Raw genomic sequence first — 20,960 nt, 5'->3', positions numbered from 1 at the left:
TATCAGCATTTAGTACCTTACACCACACTATTATTCTCATCGACTTCTCCCTATAATCATCCTGTACAGATTTAAGTACAGTGCGACTATATGGATACCATAAGCTATACAGCTTTCCGCAAGCATCTTGCCGACACCCTCGACAAGGTCAGCGCCGATCACAAGCCTGTGTTGATCACACGCCAGAATGGCAGCCCCGCGGTGGTGATCAGCCTGGAGGATTTCCAGGCTTACGAGGAAACGGCCCACCTGATGGCCAGCCCGAAAAACGCCCAGCGGCTGCTCGATTCCATCGCCGAGGTGGAGGCCGGTAAGGCGACTGAAAGGCGCCTGCTGGAAGAATGATTCTTTCCTGGTCGAGCCACGCCTGGGAGGACTATCTCTATTGGCAGCAAACCGACAAGCGCAAGCTGAAAAGAATCAACGCGCTGATCAAGGATATACAGCGCAATCCCTTCGAGGGGCTCGGTGACCCGGAGCCCCTCAAGCACCAGTGGACCGGCTACTGGTCGCGGCGTATCGACCGGGAGCACCGACTGGTGTACAAGGTCGAAGACAATCAGATCATCGTGGTGCAGTGCCGCTACCACTATTGAGCCAGGCTTCCAGCCGGCTGCGCACATAGTCCTGGGGCAGCCGCTCCTGCTCCAGGCGGATATTCTCTCCCTCGCTGCGCAATCTCTCCCAAAGCGCCCTCTCACCGGGCGCAAGGCCTGCGGGACAGTCGGTTTGCGGAGCCGGCTCCGCTACCTGGAGCTGCGAGAAGCGCTCCAGGGTCTCCACGTCCATCATCAGCGATTGTAACTGTGGCCGGTGGACGCGGGCCTCGCCCAGCAGGGTCAGGCCCCAGCTGTCGATATCTCCCCAGTAGCCGACGCGTTTATCCGCGAGCCAGGGGGCGCGCATCCAGCCGAGGTTGCGGCCGCCACCGAAGATGGCGATGCAGTCGTCGAGGGGCGGCAGGCCGAGTCCCGTGCCCGTCGAGGACTGGCGGTTTTCCACGATCAGTATCCTGCCCGCCGGCAGTGGCTGCCCGGCGATGGTTTCCCCGTCCAGTTGCAGCAGGGGAAGGCCGCCGAGGCGCGCGCGGGTCTCCGCGCACAGCGGGCGCACCAGCAGCCAGCCTTTCGGGTTTTCCCGGCAGCCGAGCCAGGCGAGCAGGCCGCCGGCGGAAGTGATGGCGCCGCGGTGCAATTTGTCCAGCAGCTCGCCGATCAGGGGCTGCCAGGTTTCCACGAACTTGGTGTCGACGCCCACCAGGGGCAGGGCGCGCAGGTATTGCCCGCGGCCGAGCCCCGCATGCAGTTGTGGCAAGAGCCGGGCCAGCAGTCGCGCGTCGCGCTCGCACATGGGTTCCAGGGCGTCCAGGTGCCGCGCCAGCTCGGGAAAGAGCGATTGATCGAGATCCAGCAGCGGCGCCATCACCTTCTGCCAGTGGTGGCCGAGTGCCAACGCATCGTCGCCGAGGCAGTCGAGCAGGGCCTGGACCGAATCGATCTGCAATGCCACCGGCAGCCGCCAGGCGCCCAGGTGCCGGAACTGGCGGCTCCCCCATTGCACCTGTTCCTGCCGCGGCCAACGGCGCCACTGTTCCACGAGATTTTGCAGCTGCGCCATGTCCGCAAGGGCCTGCGCCGGGCTGGGCGGCTTCAGCGGCAGGCGGATAGGAAAGGGGCGCTCGCCGGTCAGGCGCTGGCGGAAATGACGGCGGTTGTCCCATTCCCGCCGGCGCAGGATGTCGCGTGCCTGTTGTGGCAACAGCCCCCAGTCGCTCATGGCAGCCCCCAGTCGCTCATGGCAGTCCCCAGTCGCTCATGGCTGTCCCCGGTCGCTCACGCCGGCTCCAGCTCGATTTCCGTTTCAACATTCAGTGCCCGTTGCGAGGACGCTTCCATGCGCCGGTCTATCTCCTCCCAGGTCACCTCGCACAACTGGCTCTCGTGGTTGTCCGCATCGCGCTCGGCGATCAGCAGGGCGCGGGCCGACTCCCGCGCCAGGTTCAGGTTCTTGTAGGGGGTGATCAGGTTGACGTGGATATGCAGCTCGCGGAAGACCCGCAGCACCCGCCGGCTGACCGCCTCGGCGGTGTTGGAGAAAGCCTCGTCGAGGAATACGGTGCTGTAGATGGGCTTGTCGCTGCCGTCGGGGGTGAGCACATAGGCCAGGCTGGCGGCGACGATGACGCCGGCGAACGCCTCCTTTTCCCCGCCGGACTTGCCGCTGGAGGAATCCAGCACATCGCGCAGGGCGCCGTCCTCCCGGCCGACTTCCTCGGCGTAGAAGGACATCTGGTGGCGCGGGTCCAGCAGCCGCAGGCTCTCCAGGGTGCCGGCGCTCGCCGGATTGCTGGCCTTGTCGAGAATCTGTATCACCTGTCGCAACTGCGCGAAGCGGGCCTCGTGGTCGTCGCTGCCCGCCAAGCTGAAGAGGCGCGTCAGTTGCCGGTCGAAGTCGCGGACGTGAGGGTACTGGTCCGTGCGCGCGCACAAGCGCAGATAGCTGCCGGCCTTGAACTCGGTGCGTACCAGGACCCGGTTGATGACCTCGATGCGCTCGCGGATATCGTCGCGCTCGGACAGAATCTTCTCGCGGATACCGGCCAGGGACTGGGTGGTGTGGCGGTTGAGGCGCTCGCGGAACTGGTCCACGAGGACAGGCAGGCCCTCCTGCTCCAGCGACGCCAGGTGGGTGAGATATTCCGGCACGGCTTCCAGGCTCCTGCCCCAGTCGCTGGCGACGGCTTCCCACTTGGAATAGAAAGTGGAGATGCTGCTGACCGCGGAGTTACCGCTGCGCAGCTTATCGTTTGCGGAGCGGTTTCTCTCCTGTTCCAGATCGTTGCGGTGGCGTTGCTCCAGCGCCGCGGCGGTTTCCAGGTCTTCCGGGGAGAGTTCGCCCACGCGTTCGCGCAGTCGTTCGCGCCCCGCGTCGTCGAGACCGATGGCGGCTTCCTGCCGGGCCCGTTCGAGCCTGTCTTCCGCCTCCTGCCGGTCCTTTTCGGTCTGCCAAATAGTTTTCTTGTGTTCCTCGAGTTGCCCGCGGGCTTGCCGGTGTTGATCCTTGGCGCTTTCCCAGCGTTCCCTGGCTCGCGCCAGGTCGCCGCGGTCGCTCTCCAGTTCCGCCAGCAGGGACTGCAGTTTTTCGACGCCTTTCCGCCGCTCGGACAGGTCTATCTGCTCCCACTGGAAGGCGGCGAGATTTTCCCAGTCCCGATTGCGCCGGCTTATTGCATCCATTGCCGCGCGGGCGCCGTTTACTGCCCGCTCCTGCTGCGCCAGCTTGTCTTCCAGCTCCTGCAGGTCGCGGCGTATCAGTGCCAGGCGGGATTTGTTGGAGAAGCCCAGGGCCCATTTAAGGCGGTCGTCGATGCGGTGCTGGTCTTTCTTCTCGAAGCGCCCGCGCTCAAGCTGCATCAGCCCCTGTTGGGTGATGGAAAAGGGCGTGGTGTCGAGCGCGGCGGTGTCCGCGACGCAGTGCAGATCGAAGCGGGCCAGGTGGTGCTTGAGCCAGTCGCGGTAGGGGTGCTCCCGCCACACCAGTTTGCGCAGGTAGCCGTCGCCCTTGAAATCCGCCGCGCCCCGGCTTTTCCGCGCTCCCGCTTGTGGTACAACCTGCACTCGCACGTGCAGGCCGGTGTGGCGGGCGTTGAGCCAGCGGGTGACCATGGAGAAGCGGTCATCCGGTACCGCCAGGGTCGTGCGCAGGCCGCCCAGGGCGCGCTCAATAGCGCCCTGCCAGGAGCGGTGCTCTTCGTGCACGTCGATCAGTTCGCCGATAAACATCAGCTTGTCCGCGGGGATTTCCAGCGCTTCGCTCATCTGGTCGCGCAGTTTCTGGTAGGCCGGGTCTATGTTGGAGTCTGGCCTGGCCTCGATTTCGCGGATCTGCTCGCGCAGGTTGCTGCGCTCGCTCTGCCCATTGCTGAGGAGGGCGCTGGCCTCGGCGAAAGCGTCCTGGGCCCCTTGCCGCTCGCTGTCGGCGTTTTCCAGTGCCGCTTGCGCGCGCTGCCGGTTGCCGAGAAAAATCGCCTGTTCCAGTGTGTCCGGCAGATCCAGTTTTTGCGCCAGGCGCTGGTATTCCCCCGCCGCGCTGACGACCTGCGCCAGTTGCTCGCGGGCGTGTTGCAGATCTTTCCTGAGCAGTTCGATACGCTCGCCGCCGGCCTGCAGGTAGTCCCCGTGGCGATCTTCCACATCCCGCTGCGCCAGCTGCTCGCGCTGCTCCAGCAGCGTTAGCTGCTGCCGCTGTTCGCCCAAAAGCCTCTCCAGCATTTCGATGCGCTGCTGCCACAGGGCCGCGCACTGTTCGCCGAAATACACCGGCAGGCCGGCGAGATCGGCGGCGAGTTTTTCCAGGGCCGCGGATGCCTGAAGGTACTGTTCCCAGGTCTGCGGTAGCGAAGCCAGTGCCCGGCACTGTTCGCGCACATCGCACAGCTGCTCATGCACGCTGTTCAGGTCGTCGAATTCCCGCACCGCCTTGCGCGCGTCCTCGCGCACGCCGCTGGGTTCCAGCACCAGCTCGCGGATCAGCTGGGTCAGGTCGTCGATTTTCTTCAGCCCCAGGGCCCGCGACAGTAGCGCCGGGGCGTTGCGGTTCTCCATATGCAGCAGCCGGCGGTAATTTTCCCGGTATTCGCCGAAGTGGTCGTCGCAGGGTATTAGCGCCGGGTCCTGTTTCAATTTCTGCTTGAGCGCGCGGGCGTCGCCTTCGCCGAAGGCGTGCAGCAGTTCCTCGAGGGTTAAATTCCTTTTGGCGACCAGGTAGAGACGCTTGACGTCGTCCAGGGTATTGGAGGGCTTGGTCGTCCAGAAGAGCGCGGCGAGCGCAATCTCCGAACCGTCGTCGGCGCGAAACAGGGCGCGCAGGGCCGTGGCGGTGGCGCCCTCGCGCTTGTTGCGGGTGCGGGTCTGGGCGCCTTCGTGCTCGGAGCCGAAGCTGCCGCGCATATAGGAGAGCAGGGAGCGGTCGCTGCGGTCTCCCTGGGCGGCGGCGACGTTGAAATGGCTTTTGCCGGCGGGCAGTAGCAGGGCCATGAGCCCGTCGATCAGGGTGGATTTGCCGGCGCCGTTGTCGCCGGTGATCAGGGTACCCTGCGGATCTATGCTTGCGGTGTGCAGGCCGTGAAAGGAACCCCAGTTGTAGACGGAGAGTTCCGCCAGGCGTATCTGCCCCTGGGGAAAGAAGTTGTTACTCATCGTCCGCGTCTCCCGGGTTCTGCGCCGAGGCCGCCAGTTTGCGGTACTCGTCCAGCAGTTGCCGGAGGAAATCCGCACTGACCAGATAGCGGATCGCAGGGGTGATTTCGTAGCGCTCGTCCTCGCCGCGCACGCCTGCCACTATCTTGCGATCCTTCAACTTACCGAGGGCGCCGGTGAGCATTTTGCGTTCCAGGCGGCTGTTGTTGGTGAGCGGCAGGAATGGCGTGAGGCGGGCCTCGATCTGTTCCAGGTCGATGACCACCCTGCGCTCGCCGCTGGTCTCCCGCTCCTGGTAGTGTTTGCGCAGCACCAGGAGCAGAAGGGTGTCGTAGAGGGTCAGGGTGCGGGGCGTGATCAGGGCGACCATCTCCCCGTCTTCGTCGTCGCCGCTGGTTTCCTGTTGTCGCAACAGCGCGATGCCCGCCTTGTCGTCCACCAGCAGTCGCAGGTACATGTTTTCCAACTGCTGCTCGATACCGGCGCGGTAGCGGCACAGGGCTTCGAACAGCAGGCGTTTTTCCGCGTACAGGATGACGCCTTTCTTCAGCAGGTAGACCAGCGCGCGGCGGGCTTCGTGGGGCAGGGTGCTGTGCCGATGGTCGGCTGCCGGTGCATCTTCCACCTCCGCGGGTGCCGGGGCTGTTTCCTCTTCCTGCTTCTCGTCCCGGTCGGTTTCCGATGCGGCCCGTCGCCAGAGGTCGAAGGCTTCCGGGGCGGGCGTCGGGGTGTCCGCACTCATAGCGATAGATCCTCGAGTTTTTGCGGAAACAGCTCCGCGTGCAGCATATAGCGGGGAATGGTGGCTCTTATCGAGCCGCGCCGCCGGTCGGCGACCGTGACGGATTCCTGTTCGGGAAGCCGCGGCGCATTGATCGCGCGGGCGACGCGCAGGCAGGCCACCAGTTCCTCCAGGCCCGCGTTGAGGGGGCGCGCGGTTGCCAGGCCGGCGATAGTCTGCGGGCCCTGCTCGCGCAGGAGGTCGCGCATTTCGGTGGCCACCTCCATCACCTTGACCGCCTCCAGGTGCTGCAGCATGGCCGCGTTGGGTTCGCGCCGGTTGTTGTGGGACTGTACGGCACTGGTGTCCAGCTGCTGGTCCGGGATGCGCAGGCGCATGCCGTCCAGGGAGCGGATCGAAGCGCTGCCGCTGTCCAGTGCCAGTTCCGTCCCGGTGCGCGGGTTTACATCGTTTTGCGGGAAGGTGATCGCCAGTTGTTCCAGCTCGCGCAGCAGCCGGTCCACCGCGCGGTTCTCCAGGTGGGCACCGCTCTCGACAAAAGCGCGCAGGCTTTCCTCGGTGCGCCGCCGGACATTCAGTACCCGTTCACTCTCGCGGCCGAGTTCGCGCATCAGCCGCTCCAGGAAGCGCCGCTGGCCGGACGGTAGCTGGGTCGCGGCGGGCTGCGTGAGGATGGAGTTCAGCTGTTCGCGCAGTTCGGTGCTGCGGTTCTGGTCCATCAACAGCTCGAAGAAGCCCTCGAAGGCGCGCCCCGCCTCCGAGGACAGCAGCAGTTGTTCTTTCTCCAACAGGCCCGACAGCACGGCGCCGCGCCCCCCGCCGGATTCGATCATATCCACCCGCAGCTCCTGGTCGAGTTGGCGGATCTCGTCTTCCACGCGGCGAAAATCATTGGTGAGCACCGAGGCCAGTTGGTAGACCTCGCGCATCCGCTCGCCCTGTTCCCGCTCCGGCAGTTGGCGCACGATCCCCGCGCGCAGCTCGTCGATTTCCAGCTCCAGTTGCAGCTTGCGGGATTCCAGTATGGCGATGCGCTCGTCCGCGTTGGGGCTGAGCGCCACCGCGAGATCGCGCACCGCGTCCTGGACGATGCGCAGGTGGGAGGCGGTGGCGTGGGTCTGCCGCTGGTCCAGGCCGCGGCTGAAGCGCAGCGCTACCTCGCAGGCATCCGTTTTGGTCAATTGGTCGTCCAGTTCCCGCAGCCAGCCCGCCTGTATCCACTGGCGCAGGTAGGTGCCGGCGGGGGTGTCGGTCTCCCAGGTGTTCATCTCCCGCGAGCGCGCCAGCTCCGCCGCCAGCGCCGCCCTGGCCTGGCCGAAGGGGACTTCGTTGGATTCACGGAACAGGTCGGAGACGAAGGCGAGAAGAAGGCGAGAATATGGGGCGCGTTGTCGGCGCGCAGCAGTTGCCAGGCGGCGTGTTCCCGCCACAGGCGGCGGAAGCGGGCCTGGTGTTCGGCGAAGCTCACGGTCAGTCCCCGGCCGGGATCAGCCCGGCGAGGCTCTGCGCCAAATGGTCCAGCGCGGCGCGGTCCGGCAGGGAGACCTGCAGTTGCAGCTGTCCGTCTTCCCCCTCCTGCACGCATTGGTTCAGTTGTTCCTTCAGCAGCTCGGCGTGCGCGGACTGCCGCTCGCCGTCCGCGGGTGGCATCAACTCGCGCAGCAGGCCCATGGCGGCGGTGAGCAGCTGGCCGCCGGCGGCGGCCACCTTGCGCCGCCGCTCCTCCGCCAGCTGCCGTTCCAGGCGCGCTTTTTCGGCGGTATCCACCGCCACTTCGGGTTTTGCGCCGAGCAGCCTCTCCAGGCGTTTTTTCAATTCCTCCAGGCCGCTGGTCAGCGCCACCTCGTCCATTTCCGAGTCCGGGTCCAGCGCGGCCAGCGCCAGGTCGCTCTTGGCGGAGAGGGTGGCGAGCAGGTTTTCCTCCAGGGTGTCTTCGGTGACCAGCAGGTAGACCTGCACCGGCTGGGTCTGGCCCATGCGGTGGGCGCGGGCGATGCGCTGTTCCAGCAGCGCCGGGTTCCAGGGCAGGTCGACGTTGACCACGGTGTTGGCGGCCTGCAGGTTGAGGCCGGTGGAGCCGGCGTTGGTGGTGATGAACAAGCGGCAGTCGGGCTCTTCCTGGAAGCGCCGCACCAGGGTTTGGCGCTTCTTCTGCGGCACCTTGCCGTCCAGGCGCACGAAGTCCGCGTCCCCCAGCAGCGGTTCGATCAGGTCGAGCATGCCGGTCCACTCGGAGAAGAGCACGATTTTGCGCGACGGTTCCGCCAGCAACTGCTGCAGCAGTTCCGCCAGCGCCTCCAGCTTGCTGGAGTGGTTGGGCTGCTGTTTGTCCACCAGGGTGGAGGCATTGGCGGCCAGGCGACACATCAGCAGGGCTTTCTGCAGGCGCAGCAGGTCCATCTCGGTGAGGTAGCGCTTGCCGACGATCTGGCTCACGGTGCGCTGGTGGCCGGCGTGCAGGTCCAGTTGCTGCTGGGTGGGAGGGATGCGGATGATCTCGGTGCTGCGCGGTGGCAGTTCGCCCAGCACCTGGGCGCGGGTGCGGCGCAGCAGTACCGGGGCCAACTGCCGGCGCAGCTGGTCCAGGTCGCGGTAGCCGAGCACGCGGCCCTTTTCGTCCAGGATGCGGTGGCGGTTGTAGAAGCGGAAGTCGGGGCCCAGGTGGCGGTCGTCCACGAATTCGATGATCGAGTAGAGGTCGTCGAGGCGGTTTTCCAGCGGCGTGCCGGTGAGCACCAGGGCGAAGGGGGACTTGAGGCGTTTGACGGTCTGGCTGGTCTTGGCCTGCCAGTTCTTGATGCGCTGGCCCTCGTCGAGAATGATCAGGTCCCAGGGCTGGCGCTCGATGGTGTCGATATCCCGCAGCACCTGCTCGTAGTTGCACAGGGTGAAGAACACCGGCTCGGCGTACTGCCCGGCACGCTCCTCCGGGTTGCCGATCACCAGTTGGCTGTCCCGGTTGGAAAAGCGCGCTATCTCTTCCCGCCACTGGGATTTCAGGGAGGTGGGTGCAATTACCAGCACGCGCTCAATGCGGTTCTCGCGCGCAAGTAACTCCGCCAGGCCGATGCCCTGGATGGTCTTGCCCAGGCCCATTTCGTCCGCCAGTACCGCGCGCCCGGCGCCGGCGGCGAAGGCGATGCCGTCGAGCTGGTAGGGCAGCAGTTCGGTTTTCAGCAGCGAGCGGCGCAGCGGGTGGCTCTTGGGTTTGCGGCGTATATCGGCGCACAGTTGCTGCAGCCGCGCCCGGTGCAGCTGCCGCTGTATATACTCCTCGGCGTCCGGATAGATAAGGAGTTCGCGGCCCAGGGCCTGCAACTTGCGGATTCGCCCCAGCAGGTCCGGCAGGTCGCTGATCGCCGTGCCGGAGATGGGGGCGAGCAGTTTGTCCACCGCGTCCGGCAGCCTCGCCGGCCGCAACAGGCGCAGTTCCAGTTGCCGGCCGTATTGCAGGTGCAGGGCGATCTCCCGCTGGCGGAATTTGCGTTTGCGCTGGTCGGCGGGGAAGCGCTTCCTGACCTTGTCCAGCGCGTGCAGGATATGCTTGCAGGTGCCCAGGGTGTTTTTGCGGAAGTCGGGACAGGAACAGTAGGATTCGCCCGGCTCCCAGCCGCGAAGGGCCACCTTGTAGCTCTTGCCGCTGCTGCGGTTGGTGATCACATAGTCGGTCCACAGGGTGTCCGGCTCGCCACTCACCAGGCGCATGGGTTCCGCCTGCGCGCGCTCGCGCCGCTCGGCGATGGCGGCGGCCACCAGTTCCTCGTCGCTCAGCTGCTCCGCTGGCGCGCCCTCGCGCGGTGGCTCGGCCAGGCCGAGGGCGAGCTTTTCCTCCAGGATCAGGGAGAGGGCCGCACCCAGGTGTTCGCAGGGGCCCTGGCATTTGTCGCAGTTCGCTTGCAGTGCGCGCGGGCCGGTGGTCAGCTCCACGCGGGCGCCGTCCAGGGTGAGGCGCAGGCGATGGGCATCCAGGTTCACCTGGCTGTCGATATCTATGTCCCACTGGCCGCCCTTGCGCAGCAGTGCGGCGCCCTGGGGCCGCAGCAGTCTCAGCGCCTGGTTGTGGGTGAGGTGCGCAAGCCGGTCGCGCAGGCTGCGGGTGCTGGTCGCCATGGGATCTCCGCCGGTGGAAAGATGGTTGGCGGGGATTATCGCCGATGGAAGACTGCTCTTGTAGGGGGCGAAGCGCAGCGACATGGTCGATGAAGTTTTGCCCAAACAGCCCAGAGCGAAACCCCTACATTTCCTCATCCAGCCCTCTGAGAAACATGTCCACCCTCATCAAAAAATAATTTCGAAATAGCAAAAGTTTCCACGAACTCCGTCGATAAAGCTGGTGGTAGGGAGTGAGCGCCCTGACAACCCGACAAGGAGTCATCAATGCTCAGCATCACCAGCTCTTCATTTACCTTGATCCATCAACCCCTCGCAGGCAGCGGCACACCGGCCACCAGCAAGGCCGAACCTACCGACGGCTCATCGCCGGCATCCGGCTCGTCGACGCGCTCGAGCGGGCTTTCCACCCTGGCCCAGCAGTTGAGTGATAGCGCCCTGCGCGCCGAAGAGCGTGACAGCACCCTGAGCCGCAAGGAATTGGGCGCCCGGGCCGAGGAACTGCTCGGCCAGATTCTCGGGCCGAACTATAAGGCCAACAAGGCACGCCACGACAGCGAAGTGCCCAATACCGACGATCCCGCCCTGCTGGCCCGTGCCCAACAGGCCACCGACTTCGTCAATACCCGAAATAGCAGCCGCGAAACGCCCAACCCCTTTGCCGGCCTGTCGTACGACCAGCTATCGCTGATCGTCCATGACGACAGCGGTACCTTTACCGCCAATGAACGTCGAGCAGCTTATATGGAAGCAGAGAGACAAGACTATGCCGTTCGGCGCGCCATGGTGGATAGAGCCATGGCGGAATATAACCGCACCGGCAAGCAGACCAACTTCTATACGGAAGTGCTGGCTTACTACGAATCGCTGCCCCCCATCGAACAGGCCCAGCTCCCGACCAATTACAAGCTGGATCTACAGCAGCGGATTGCCAACGATACCGATATGATTCCGCAATGGAACAAGACCGCGGATGGTGGCGGTGGCGCCATCTGTACCGCCAATATCACCTCGACCAATATTTCGACCCATGCCTGGTCGGTTGAATTCACCATGAAATAAAGGAGAAGAGCGGTACAGATTAGTCCATCAACTGCGCCGCCCGCTCCAGCACCCGTTGAAAAGGCTGCCGCGCCAGGCGCCCGAACTGGGGGTGTTTGCGCAGGCGCACGGTGGCGGGGCTGGCGAGGCCGCATAAAAAGCGCGCCAGTTGCCGCGGGTGCGCCAGGGCCTGGTGGCTCTCGCCGATCAGTTGTTCGATCCCCCGTTGTTCGGCCGCGTCCATCTCCGCTGTCGGCGCGCCCGGCAGCTCGCGCGCCCGCGGTTCGCGGCAGCTGCTGCAGCGGCCGCAGGGGTGGGGCAGGGTTTCGCCGAAATAGCCGCACAGCCGCGCCGGCAGGCATTCGAGGGCTGCGGCGTAGTCCAGCACCTGTCGCAGACGCGCCAGGTCCTGCTGCTCGCGGCGCGCGAACAGCTGCCCCAGGCGCGCGCAGAGGCCGGGCAGGCCCGGTGTCTGCAGGCGGCGGTAGCCCTGGCGCACGCCCTTGGCCCTTGTCTCGATACAGCCCTGCTCCTCCAAGTACTGCAACGCCTTCAGGATCCGCGCGCGCGGCTCGCCTAACTGCTCTGTGGCCTGCTGTGCGTCGATGGTCAGCCAGGTGCGACCCTTCTTGCCGGCGCTGAACAGCCGCTGCAGGAAGTCCGCCCTGGCGGCGTCGAAGCGGCCGAGGATTTCCGCCATTGGCTGTAGGAACTGTATCTGGTAGCTGGTGTAGAAGGGACCGGTGGCGCGGATTACGCCCTCCAGCTCTAAATAAGTGAGGGCGGTGCTGACCACCAACTGGCGGATATCGAACTGGTTGGACAGCTCGTAGACGGATATGTCGAACTGCTCCCCCTGGCCCAGCAGTTGGCATAGCAGTGCCTCAAGGTGCCCGACAATGGGCGTGTCGCCGTAGGTGAAGTTCTCCAGCACCCGGCGATCGTCGGCGCAGGCGAACAGCTCGCAGCGGGCCGCTTCGCCGTCGCGGCCCGCGCGGCCTATCTCCTGCATATAGTTTTCCAGGGACTTGGGCAGGTTGTAGTGATAGACGGCGCGAATATCCGCCTTGTCGATACCCATGCCGAAGGCGATGGTGGCCACCACTGCGCTGACTTCGCCGGCCATAAAGGCGTTTTGTACCTGCTCGCGGGTCTCCGACTTCATGCCGGCGTGATAGGCGGCGGCGCGCACCCCGGCGGCGGACAGGCGCTCGGCGACGGTTTCCGCAGTCTGCTGCAAAGTCACATAGACGATCGCCGGAGCATCCTTTGTCGCCAGCAGCCGCTCGGTCAGGCGCGGCAGCTTCTGCGCTTCGGTGCAGGGGGTGACTTCGAGTTGCAGGTTCTCGCGGTAGAAGCCGGTCTGCACCTGGGCGCCGTCGTCGATGCGGAACTGGCGGCGGATATCCGCCGCCACCGCGGGCGTCGCGGTGGCGGTCAGCGCCAGTATCCGCTGCGCGTCCAGCTCGCGGGCCAGCTGTGCCAGCTTGAGGTAGTCCGGGCGGAAGTTGTGGCCCCACTCGGAGATGCAGTGGGCCTCGTCCACCGCCATCATGCCGATGCGCAGTCCGCGTAACAGCTGCAGGAAGCGTTCGTTCTGCAACCGCTCCGGGGCGATATACAGCAGTTTGAGTTCGCCGCTGCGCAGCTGGCGGTAGATTTCCCGCACCTCGTCGCCGCTGCGGGAGGAGTCGAGGCGCGCGGCGGCGATACCGAGGGACTGCAGCCCGTCCACCTGGTCCTGCATCAGTGCGATCAGCGGCGAGACCACCAGGGTCAGGCCGTCGATCAGCAGCGCCGGCAGCTGGTAGCAGAGGCTCTTGCCGCCGCCGGTGGGGAAAATGGCCAGCGCCGACTCGCCGGCCAGCAGCGCGTCGATCACCGCTTGCTGGCCGGGACGGAAGTCGCGCAGTTGGAAGCGGCTGTGCAGCAGGTCGAGCGGACTTGTGGTCATAGGAATTCCTGCCTGTGAATTTGCAGTCCCAATCAACCCTTGCGCCGGGATGCCACTACCGGGATGATTGGACTGGATTTAATTCGTTGGTCACAAACATTGTGCTCCCAGCATAAAAGATATCGGGGTTCCCATGCCATCCACTACCGCCGCCCGCTACTCCTTCGCGGAAGAAATCGCCAACAGTGTCACCCACGGGGTGGGTGCGCTGCTGGCCATCGCCGGGCTGGGCGTGCTCTGTGCCTACGCCGCACTGCGCGGCGACACCTGGCATATCGTCAGCAGCAGCGTCTACGCCGCCACGCTGATCCTGTGTTTCGGCGCCTCCACCCTGTACCACAGCATCACCCACGAGCGCGCCAAACGGGTGCTGCGCACCCTGGATCACTCCTCTATCTTCCTGTTGATCGCCGGTACCTACACGCCCTTTACCCTGGTTACCCTGCGCGGGCCCTGGGGCTGGTGGCTGTTCGGTATTATCTGGGGGTTGGCGTTGGTGGGACTGGTGATCCAGTTCACCCCGCTGAAGAAGATACGCGCGCTGTCGGTGACCCTGAGCGCGCTGATGGGCTGGGTGGTAATCGCGGCCATCAAGCCGCTGATGGACAGCCTGGAAACCGGCGGCCTCTGGCTGCTGGTGCTGGGCGGTCTCTGCTACACCGGCGGCATCGCCTTTTACCTGTGGCGCAGCCTGCGCTTCCACCACGCCATCTGGCATCTGTTCGTGCTCGCCGGCGGCGTGCTGCACTTTTTTGCGGTGCTGTTCTACGTGATTCCCTGACCGCGTCACAACCCCGGCGACTTTGCCTTTTCGCCGGCGCCGTTCCGTCCTACCCTTGAGCGAGCCCTTTTTAAGGAGTCGCTATGTTCCCCTCCCGTGAGTTTCGCCGCCTGTCGCTGGTTCTCCTGGCCCTCTTCTTCCTGTTGGCTGCCGATCAGGGATTTCAGGACTGGATCAAGGAATTTCGCAAGACCGCGATCGCCAGCGGCATTTCCGGCGAGACCTACGACCGCGCTTTCGAGGGCATCACCGCACCGGACCCCTGGGTACTGGAAAAGGCCCGCTATCAGCCGGAATTTGTAGCGCCGGTGTGGCAGTACTTCGACAACCGGGTACAAAAGCGCGCGATTATGCGCGGGCGCGAGGAAAAGCAAAGGCTGCAGCCCTGGCTGGACAGGATCGAACAGCGCTTCGGGGTGGACCCGAATATCCTGCTGGCCATCTGGTCAGTGGAGTCCAGTTACGGGGACGTACTGGACAATGAAAAAGTGGTGCGCAATGTGATCCGCTCCCTGGCGACCCTGGCCTACGCCGATCCCAAGCGCGGAAAATTCGCCCGCACCCAGCTGCTCGCGGCGCTGAAAATTCTGCAGAGCGGCGATATCGACAAGAGCCACCTCACCGGCTCATGGGCCGGCGCCATGGGGCACACCCAGTTTATTCCCACCAGTTACCAGGCCTATGCGGTGGATATGGACGGCGACGGCAAGCGGGACATATGGAGCTCGGTGCCGGATGCGCTGGCCACCGCCGCCAGCCTGCTGGCGAAAAACGGCTGGCAGCGGGGGCGGACCTGGGGCTACGAGGTCACCATTCCCGAGCGCAAGCTGCCCGCGGGCACACTCACCATCGGCGAGTGGGAAAAGCTCGGGGTGCAACGGGTCCGCGGCCGGCGGTTTCCGCGCAGGGATGACCGCGCGGAACTCAAACTGCCCGATGGCCGCGGCGGTCCCGCGTTCCTGATGATCAAGAATTTCTTTGTGCTCAAGCGCTACAACAACTCGGATCGCTACGCTACAGCCATCGGCCTGCTCGCCGACCGGATCGGCGGCGCTCCCGGGCTGGTACACGACTGGCAGCGCCCTTTTACCCCTATCGACAGCGCGGAGACGGAGGAGCTGCAGCGGTTGCTGAAGCAAAAAGGTTTTTATGAGGGCGAAATAGACGGCAAGGTGGGCCCCGGTACTCGGGGTGCGATCAGGGCGTTCGAGAAAAGTGTCGGTGTGAAACAGCAGGGCTACCCGAGCAAAGAAGTGCTGGAATTGCTGCGCAAGCGGTAGGGTGCGCCGTGCGCACCGCGCGGACTATCGGTGCGCGCGGCGCACCCTACGTTAGAAATTCTCATCCGGCAACAAGCTGTCCTGTAGCATCCCCAGGCTCTCCGCCACCTCGTGGGGCTCGTGAAAGTAGGCGATGTGGTACATGGCCTCGCCCTCCTGCACCAGCGGAATATTCTGCCGGCCGATAATGATCCCATCCGCATCGCACAGCACCCGATCCAGTTCGCAGCCGTAGGGGTCGGCGATGGTGGCCAGCAATTCCCCCTCTCGCACATGGTCGCCGAGGGATTTCTTGTGATTTACGATGCCGCTGTCGCTGGCGCGCAACCAGCCGCTGCGGCGGGCGACATAGGGTTCGATGGTGTGGCGTGCGCGGCCCCGGGGCAGCATGCGCAGGTGCCGCAGCACATTGAGAATGCCTTTTACTCCGGCGCGGATGCACAACTCGTCGAAGCGCAGCGCTTCGCCCGCCTCGTACAGGAGAATGCGCACGCCCAGGTCCGCCGCCGCGTGGCGCAGGGAGCCGTCGCGCAGGGTGGAATTCAGCAGGACCGGCACGCCGAAGGCGTTGGCCATGGCCCGGGTTTCCCCGTCGTCCAGGTTGGCGCGGATCTGTGGCAGGTTGCTGCGGTGCAGGGCGCCGGTGTGCAGGTCGATGCCGTATTCGCACTTGGAGACGATCTCGTCGAGAAACACGTGGGCCATGCGCGCCGCCAGCGAGCCTTTGGCGGAGCCCGGGAATGAGCGGTTGAGATCGCGCCGGTCCGGCAGGTAGCGGGATTGTTCCAGCACGCCGTACACGTTCACCACCGGCACCGCGATCAGGGTGCCGCGCAGGGATTTGAGGGCGCGGCTGTTGATCAGGCGGCTGATAATCTCCACGCCGTTGAGTTCATCCCCGTGGATCGCTGCGCACACGAACATACAGGGACCGGGTTTCCCGCCCCGGTGCACATGGACCGGGATCGCCATTTCGGTGTCCGTGTACAGGCGCACCACCGGCAGGTCGATGCGCCGGGTCTCGCCGGGGGCAACCGTTATACCGCCAATCCTGAATTCATCTGTCATGGTCGTAGCGAAAAATCCTCTCGTCCTGTACGGGCCGCCGCTGGCCGCGCTGGAATCAGTTTGGCGGCTGCGGCTGCTAAAATCGGTTTTGTCCCGGCCTTGCCGGGCATTTTTGTAATGGAAAACAAGTAGTCAGTATGAAACCCGAATTTATCAAGATGGCCCTTATCCTCGGGCTTTTGAGCTGTGTCGGCCCGTTCGCCATCGATATGTATTTGCCGGCCATGCCGGCGATGGCCGAGGATTTCGGTGCGCCGGTCGCCGCCTCCCAGCTGACACTGATGTCCTTCTTCATCGCCTTCGGTGTCTGCCAGCTGTTTTACGGTCCGGCCTCGGATATGTTCGGGCGTAAACCTCCGCTGTATTTCGGGCTGGCGCTGTTCGGCATCACCTCGGTGGCCTGTGCCTTTGCCCCCAGTATCGAGTGGCTGATCGCACTGCGCTTCGTGCAGGGCGTCGGCGCCGCCTCGGTGATGTCCATCCCCCGGGCGATTATCCGCGACCGCTACACCGGCACCGAGGCCACGCGGCTGATGACCACGGTGATGCTGGTGATTTCCATATCGCCGATGCTGGCGCCGCTGGTGGGCAGTGCGCTGATGGCGCCTTTCGGCTGGCCGGCGGTGTTTATCGCGGTGGCGGTCGCCATTGCCGTGAGCCTGGTGTTGACTGCCACGGTGTTGCCGGAGACGCTGAAGCCCGCCGACCGGGTGCCCTTCCGGTTCGGTGCGATGATACGCGCTTTCGGCACGCTGTTTCGCGACCCGGGCTATATGGGGCTCACGCTGATCGGCGGCATGGGCATGGCGAGCTTTTTCGCCTTCCTCGCCACCGCGTCCTTTCTCTATACCGGGCACTATGGTCTCACACCGACCCAGTTCAGCCTCGCCTTCGCGCTGAACGCCCTGGGGTTTTTTACCTCCAGCCAGTTTGCCGCCAACCTGGGTGAGCGCTTCGGTTCCGTCGCCGTGGTCAAATGGGCGGTCGGCGGTTTTGCCACCGGTGCCTCCCTGCTCTGTGCGCTTTTCGCCGCCGGCTTCGACAGTTTTCCGCTGCTGGTGGGCATGCTGCTGGTGACCAATTCCTTCCTCGGCCTGGTGATTCCCACTTCGATGGTGCTGTCCCTCGACGACTACGGTCCCATCGCCGGCACCGCGGCCGCGCTCGGCGGCACGCTGCAGATGGTACTCGGGGCCCTGGCGATCGCGATCGTCAGCCGGGTGTTCGACGGCAGCCCGCTGCCGCTGCTGACTACTATCGCCACCTGCGCGCTGATCGCACTGTCGCTGTCGCTGCTGACCCTGCGCGGTGCGGCGCGGGCGGCGGCGCAGGCATAGGGGCTGTTTGAAGCCTTTGAGAAGTCGTCTCCCCGCGGCACCTACACTCATAGCGTTGGCTGCCATACCCAACGCCACTTTATCCAATCCGGCTGCCAGTTCTGTCGTAGCTACTGCGCGGCGTGGAAAACGCTACGACATGAGTCTAGCAAAAACATCGATGGATCTAGCAAATACTACGGCGGGAATTTGACAATAAGGGAAATTGGTTACGATGGAAAACTGACAAAACGATCAGAAACCGTCCAATCGCTTCGACCGCTAACTTGGGAAAAAATACGATGGCGGTGTGGTGCTCTGCATCAGCCTGAGGCAGCTGGCGTAGGAGTAGGAGTAGGAGGCGGTGCCGCCGTCCGGGTAGCTGACCTGGGTGAGGCTGTTGAGGTCGTTGTAGCTGTACTGGAGGGTGAGATTGGTGGCGTCGGTCCTGGTCTTCAGGCGCCCCTTGGCGTCGTAGGTGTACTGGGCCAGCAACTGGTCGTTGAGGTCCACCTGTTGCAGGCGCTGGTCGGTGTTGTAGGTGTAGCGAGTCACCTGCTGCAGGGTGTCGGTGGCAGTTTCCAGCTGGCCGTAGGCGTTGTAGGTGGCACTGGAGGATTTGTTGTCGATGTTCTCGAAGGTGACGGGGCGGCGGTTTTCGTCGTAGGTGATGGCCACACTGCCCAATGCCGTGGTGACGGAGGTCAGGTCGACGCCGTTGGTGGCGTCGTAGGTGAAGTCGGTGACCTGGCCGCCGGGCAAGGTGACTTGGGTGACCTTGCCTTTGTCATTGTAGACATAGCTGGTCGTCTTGTTGGCGGCGTCGGTTACTGCGGTGACCAGGCCGGTGCTGTTGTCGTAGGTGTAGGCGAGGTAGTCGCCTTCCGGGCTGGTGACCTTTTTGATGCGGCCGACGTTGTTGAACACCTTGACGAACTCATACTTGGTTTTCGGGGCCGTCTTGAAGTTGTTGGTATTCTGGTCGACGTACTCGACATCCTACGACCGCCAATTTGGGAAAAACTACGACGCTACCGAGGCACGCAACAATGACCTCGCCGAATTTCTGGCGCATGGCCTGGCGCTTGCCTTTGCGCTGCTTATCTCCTGCGTCTTCCTGCGCTTCCGTGGGGTAGAGGTGTCCGCCGAGTTGGCCCGCGGCGATCAGGTCTTCCCGGGACAGGTCGCGCTTCAGGTCCATGGGTTGGATCGACATCCTGGTGTTGAGCAGTTTTTTGGGTTCTTCCGGCTCTGCGAATACGACCGCGGAGCTGATCGCCAAGGTGATCGCAATAACTGCGCGACCGATTGAAACAAGCGCTTTAGGCTTCTGGTGCATAACTACCCCAAAATTACCCCCTAATCAATACAACAAAATCATCGTCTTCAAATAATCCTTTAATGTATTAATTTCAATAGACTCTATATCCACATCTTTTTTCTTTGCCATCTCTTCCATCTCAATAAATAACATATCAAAACCGCTATCAAACTCCCAACCCTTTTCTTCTTTCAACTCTTTATTAAAGGAATCATTTGGCCGGAGGACGCCAACAGGAATGTCCAAATAACTGGCCACATGCTCCAAAAGCTCTCTTACAAGCTCTTTATCGGGAAAGTCTTTTAAAAAATACTCTTTATAAAGCTCTTCAAATGATAAATTTGATCGAGATATAAACCTTGATCTAATTTTTTTCTTTCTTGATCTTGTTGCCCACAAAAAAAGTATCCCAACAGAAATAGCGAGGAAAATAAATAGTAATTTCATAAGCATTAATCCGAAACGCAAGCACAGCGAGCGATAGTCCCTATATCATAATAACCCTCAAAGATTAAAGGTAAAACTGCTGCTCTCCCTATAATCCTTCCAGCATTACTCCATCGAGCTTGAGTTGAGCCAAAACGTCTACCATTTTCTTGAAGCTGCATATTTTGCCCAATTCCAGAAAGGGTACGATGCTGCCATGAGGTGCCATGAGAAGGAACGCCCATCCCACTACCTGTTCTTCCTGCTGCCATATTCCCGGCAGCATTTGCCAAGTTCGCTCCAGTTACGGCATCTCCTCCTGAGCCTATTATTTTTCCCCAATCAAATTTGTTGTTGTCGACACAACTGGCAAAACTTTCAAGGCCATACGGATCAACCCCGTTTATCGGGTTTCCAAGGACATACCCATAAATATTTACCCCACCGGATTCCGCGATCGGGTCGCGGGTTAACCACTTCTGGTTCGCAGGTATGTAATATCGATACCCAAAGTAAGCCAGCCCCGTGCTTTCATCCCAACGCTTGGTCGAGAACCGGAACGGCTGATCCAGAGTGCCGGTCTGGTTGTTGATGCTGCCGTAATCCGTGTAGGTGTATTCGGCCACTTTCTGCTGCTGGGCATCGGTAACGCTGGTGACATTGCCTCTCCCATCGTAGTGGTAGTAGTAGTCCTGCCCCCCGGCACTCATACTCAGCAGGCCGCCGATACCGCCGCCCATGCTCTGGCCCCAGAGGTAGTCGCGTATTGTGGCATTATTTTGGTCTCGGTCCTGGATGGGCAGGAAGCCGGCGCGGACGATTCTTTGTTCGTCCGTCAGTTGGCCGTCTTGGAAGGACTGGACTTTGGCCAGCAGGTTGTTCCAGTAGTAGGCGTAGGTCTTTTTGTGGAGCACGCCTGCGGTGTCGGTGTAGCTCAGTTCCTTGAGCCGGTTCTCCGCGTCGTAGCTGGCAGTAAAGACGTAACCCTCGGGCGTATAGCCCTGGGTCATATTGCCGTCGGCGTCGTACTGGAAACTCTGGGTGCCCTTTTGGGTAGTCTGGTTCAGTTCGTTGTTGGCGAACTGGTGTTGTTCCTCGGTGCCGATAAACGGCAGGGCGCCGGTCCTGGATTCCGTGGCGACCAGGTCGCGGTTGTTGTAGGTGAACTGGTATTGGGTCAGCAGTTGCTCGCCGGCGGTCTTGTTGGTGAGCTGCTGCAGGCGGTTCATGCCATCGTAGCCGTATGCGCTCTGGGTCTGGTTGGGCAGGGTTAGCGATTCAATCAGGCCGCTGTTGCCCTTGTACTGGTAGGTGAAGGTGCGGGTGCCCACCTTGATGTCGCTGAGGCGGTTGAGGCTATCGTAGGCGTATTCCCGCTGGGGGCCGCCTTCCACGGCCAGGGTCTTGATTCGGCGGCCGTCGTCGTAGGTGTAGGTGACGGTGTCGGCGGCCCAGGGGCCGTCGACGGTGGCGAGGGTGGAGTTGGTGTTGTAGGTAAAGCCGGTGGTGCCGACGCCGTCCTGGATGGTGGTTACCCTGTCGTGGGCGTCGTAGGTATAGGTGACGCCGGGGGTGCCGTCGCTATAGCTGACGGTGAGCGGGTTGCCGTTGTCGTCATAGGTGTAGCTGGTCTCGATGCCGCGGGCGTTGGTGATTTTTGAGAGCAGGCCGCGGTTGTTGTACTGGTAGCTGACGCCCTGGTCGTCGGCGTAGGTCCTGGCCT

At 63.1% G+C, this 20,960-nt stretch carries 17 protein-coding genes; 6 read left to right on the top strand and 11 right to left on the bottom strand.

Translation table 11 applies throughout. The features are described 5' to 3' along the window. The first annotated feature begins 90 nt into the window (after positions 1 to 90). Positions 91 to 345 (top strand): type II toxin-antitoxin system Phd/YefM family antitoxin, encoded by a 255-nt coding sequence (locus tag ACRC0P_RS09750; protein ID WP_438630330.1) that lies wholly within the window; start codon positions 91 to 93, stop codon positions 343 to 345. Next, positions 342 to 596, top strand: coding sequence for a Txe/YoeB family addiction module toxin (locus ACRC0P_RS09745; protein WP_438630328.1), 255 nt, complete (start codon positions 342 to 344; stop codon positions 594 to 596). The genes ACRC0P_RS09750 and ACRC0P_RS09745 overlap by 4 nt, the downstream gene beginning before the upstream one ends. Here the strand turns inward: ACRC0P_RS09745 and ACRC0P_RS09740 are convergent. The 5 genes from ACRC0P_RS09740 to ACRC0P_RS09720 are packed head-to-tail and all read right to left on the bottom strand — an operon-like array spanning position 565 to position 10,050. Continuing rightward, positions 565 to 1,776: a DUF3322 domain-containing protein gene (locus ACRC0P_RS09740; protein ID WP_438630326.1), complete on the bottom strand. Its 1,212-nt coding sequence runs from the start codon at positions 1,774 to 1,776 to the stop codon at positions 565 to 567. The genes ACRC0P_RS09745 and ACRC0P_RS09740 overlap by 32 nt on opposite strands. A 56-nt stretch (positions 1,777 to 1,832) precedes the next feature. Then, the gene (locus ACRC0P_RS09735) at positions 1,833 to 5,198 is read right to left on the bottom strand and encodes an ATP-binding protein (protein WP_438630324.1); all 3,366 of its coding nucleotides are present in this window, start codon (positions 5,196 to 5,198) and stop codon (positions 1,833 to 1,835) included. Then, the gene (locus ACRC0P_RS09730) at positions 5,191 to 5,940 is read right to left on the bottom strand and encodes a DUF4194 domain-containing protein (RefSeq protein WP_438630322.1); all 750 of its coding nucleotides are present in this window, start codon (positions 5,938 to 5,940) and stop codon (positions 5,191 to 5,193) included. The genes ACRC0P_RS09735 and ACRC0P_RS09730 overlap by 8 nt, the downstream gene beginning before the upstream one ends. Then, positions 5,937 to 7,370, bottom strand: coding sequence for a DUF3375 domain-containing protein (locus ACRC0P_RS09725; RefSeq protein ID WP_438630320.1), 1,434 nt, complete (start codon positions 7,368 to 7,370; stop codon positions 5,937 to 5,939). Before ACRC0P_RS09725 ends, ACRC0P_RS09730 begins: the two co-directional genes overlap by 4 nt. Before the next feature lie 40 nt (positions 7,371 to 7,410). After that, positions 7,411 to 10,050 (bottom strand): DEAD/DEAH box helicase, encoded by a 2,640-nt coding sequence (locus ACRC0P_RS09720; RefSeq protein WP_438630318.1) that lies wholly within the window; start codon positions 10,048 to 10,050, stop codon positions 7,411 to 7,413. 267 nt (positions 10,051 to 10,317) lie between these two features. Between ACRC0P_RS09720 and ACRC0P_RS09715 the strand changes: the two genes are divergently transcribed. Further along, positions 10,318 to 11,112 (top strand): hypothetical protein, encoded by a 795-nt coding sequence (locus ACRC0P_RS09715; protein ID WP_438630316.1) that lies wholly within the window; start codon positions 10,318 to 10,320, stop codon positions 11,110 to 11,112. 19 nt (positions 11,113 to 11,131) lie between these two features. Here ACRC0P_RS09715 and ACRC0P_RS09710 read toward each other — a convergent pair whose 3' ends face one another. Further along, the gene (locus tag ACRC0P_RS09710; protein ID WP_438630314.1) at positions 11,132 to 13,045 is read right to left on the bottom strand and encodes a RecQ family ATP-dependent DNA helicase; all 1,914 of its coding nucleotides are present in this window, start codon (positions 13,043 to 13,045) and stop codon (positions 11,132 to 11,134) included. A 133-nt stretch (positions 13,046 to 13,178) separates the two neighbouring features. Between ACRC0P_RS09710 and trhA the strand changes: the two genes are divergently transcribed. After that, positions 13,179 to 13,826, top strand: coding sequence for a PAQR family membrane homeostasis protein TrhA (trhA, locus tag ACRC0P_RS09705; protein WP_438630312.1), 648 nt, complete (start codon positions 13,179 to 13,181; stop codon positions 13,824 to 13,826). 83 nt (positions 13,827 to 13,909) lie between these two features. Next, positions 13,910 to 15,106: a lytic murein transglycosylase gene (locus ACRC0P_RS09700; protein WP_438630310.1), complete on the top strand. Its 1,197-nt coding sequence runs from the start codon at positions 13,910 to 13,912 to the stop codon at positions 15,104 to 15,106. 51 nt (positions 15,107 to 15,157) lie between these two features. On the opposite strand, the gene ACRC0P_RS09695 is transcribed toward ACRC0P_RS09700, so the two are convergent. Next, positions 15,158 to 16,174 carry a succinylglutamate desuccinylase/aspartoacylase family protein gene (locus ACRC0P_RS09695; protein ID WP_438630308.1) on the bottom strand — a complete coding sequence of 339 codons (1,017 nt, stop codon included), beginning with the start codon at positions 16,172 to 16,174 and terminating at the stop codon, positions 15,158 to 15,160. 137 nt (positions 16,175 to 16,311) lie between these two features. On the opposite strand from ACRC0P_RS09695, the gene ACRC0P_RS09690 reads away from it, so the two are divergent. Beyond that, positions 16,312 to 17,511, top strand: a complete 1,200-nt coding sequence (locus tag ACRC0P_RS09690; RefSeq protein ID WP_438630306.1) for a multidrug effflux MFS transporter — start codon at positions 16,312 to 16,314, stop codon at positions 17,509 to 17,511. Between the two features lie 261 nt (positions 17,512 to 17,772). Here the strand turns inward: ACRC0P_RS09690 and ACRC0P_RS09685 are convergent, their stop codons facing one another. The 4 genes from ACRC0P_RS09685 to ACRC0P_RS09670 form a co-directional block, all read right to left on the bottom strand. Continuing rightward, positions 17,773 to 18,417 carry a hypothetical protein gene (locus tag ACRC0P_RS09685; protein ID WP_438630304.1) on the bottom strand — a complete coding sequence of 215 codons (645 nt, stop codon included), beginning with the start codon at positions 18,415 to 18,417 and terminating at the stop codon, positions 17,773 to 17,775. A 10-nt stretch (positions 18,418 to 18,427) separates the two neighbouring features. Then, the gene (locus ACRC0P_RS09680) at positions 18,428 to 18,829 is read right to left on the bottom strand and encodes a hypothetical protein (RefSeq protein WP_438630302.1); all 402 of its coding nucleotides are present in this window, start codon (positions 18,827 to 18,829) and stop codon (positions 18,428 to 18,430) included. A gap of 24 nt (positions 18,830 to 18,853) precedes the next feature. Continuing rightward, positions 18,854 to 19,258 (bottom strand): hypothetical protein, encoded by a 405-nt coding sequence (locus tag ACRC0P_RS09675; protein ID WP_438630300.1) that lies wholly within the window; start codon positions 19,256 to 19,258, stop codon positions 18,854 to 18,856. Between the two features lie 5 nt (positions 19,259 to 19,263). After that, a partial coding sequence (locus tag ACRC0P_RS09670) for an RHS repeat-associated core domain-containing protein (protein ID WP_438630298.1) occupies positions 19,264 to 20,960 on the bottom strand: 1,697 nt, incomplete at its 5' end.

It is taken from the genome of Microbulbifer sp. (assembly GCF_051659245.1).
GTDB lineage: Bacteria > Pseudomonadota > Gammaproteobacteria > Pseudomonadales > Cellvibrionaceae > Microbulbifer.
The sequence above is the reverse complement of the archived record's forward strand: the minus strand, read 5'-3'. Positions and strand labels throughout refer to the sequence as shown.

What these genes read in the sequence shown, in the direction of transcription:
- ACRC0P_RS09680 (WP_438630302.1), bottom strand. Translation starts at nt 18,829, where the DNA reads ATGCACCAGAAGCCTAAAGCGCTTGTTTCAATCGGTCGCGCAGTTATT.
- ACRC0P_RS09730 (WP_438630322.1), bottom strand. Translation starts at nt 5,940, where the DNA reads ATGAGTGCGGACACCCCGACGCCCGCCCCGGAAGCCTTCGACCTCTGG.
- ACRC0P_RS09700 (WP_438630310.1), top strand. Translation starts at nt 13,910, where the DNA reads ATGTTCCCCTCCCGTGAGTTTCGCCGCCTGTCGCTGGTTCTCCTGGCC.
- ACRC0P_RS09715 (WP_438630316.1), top strand. Translation starts at nt 10,318, where the DNA reads ATGCTCAGCATCACCAGCTCTTCATTTACCTTGATCCATCAACCCCTC.
- trhA (WP_438630312.1), top strand. Translation starts at nt 13,179, where the DNA reads ATGCCATCCACTACCGCCGCCCGCTACTCCTTCGCGGAAGAAATCGCC.
- ACRC0P_RS09690 (WP_438630306.1), top strand. Translation starts at nt 16,312, where the DNA reads ATGAAACCCGAATTTATCAAGATGGCCCTTATCCTCGGGCTTTTGAGC.
- ACRC0P_RS09720 (WP_438630318.1), bottom strand. Translation starts at nt 10,050, where the DNA reads ATGGCGACCAGCACCCGCAGCCTGCGCGACCGGCTTGCGCACCTCACC.
- ACRC0P_RS09710 (WP_438630314.1), bottom strand. Translation starts at nt 13,045, where the DNA reads ATGACCACAAGTCCGCTCGACCTGCTGCACAGCCGCTTCCAACTGCGC.
- ACRC0P_RS09740 (WP_438630326.1), bottom strand. Translation starts at nt 1,776, where the DNA reads ATGAGCGACTGGGGGCTGTTGCCACAACAGGCACGCGACATCCTGCGC.
- ACRC0P_RS09675 (WP_438630300.1), bottom strand. Translation starts at nt 19,258, where the DNA reads ATGAAATTACTATTTATTTTCCTCGCTATTTCTGTTGGGATACTTTTT.
- ACRC0P_RS09750 (WP_438630330.1), top strand. Translation starts at nt 91, where the DNA reads ATGGATACCATAAGCTATACAGCTTTCCGCAAGCATCTTGCCGACACC.
- ACRC0P_RS09735 (WP_438630324.1), bottom strand. Translation starts at nt 5,198, where the DNA reads ATGAGTAACAACTTCTTTCCCCAGGGGCAGATACGCCTGGCGGAACTC.
- ACRC0P_RS09745 (WP_438630328.1), top strand. Translation starts at nt 342, where the DNA reads ATGATTCTTTCCTGGTCGAGCCACGCCTGGGAGGACTATCTCTATTGG.
- ACRC0P_RS09695 (WP_438630308.1), bottom strand. Translation starts at nt 16,174, where the DNA reads ATGACAGATGAATTCAGGATTGGCGGTATAACGGTTGCCCCCGGCGAG.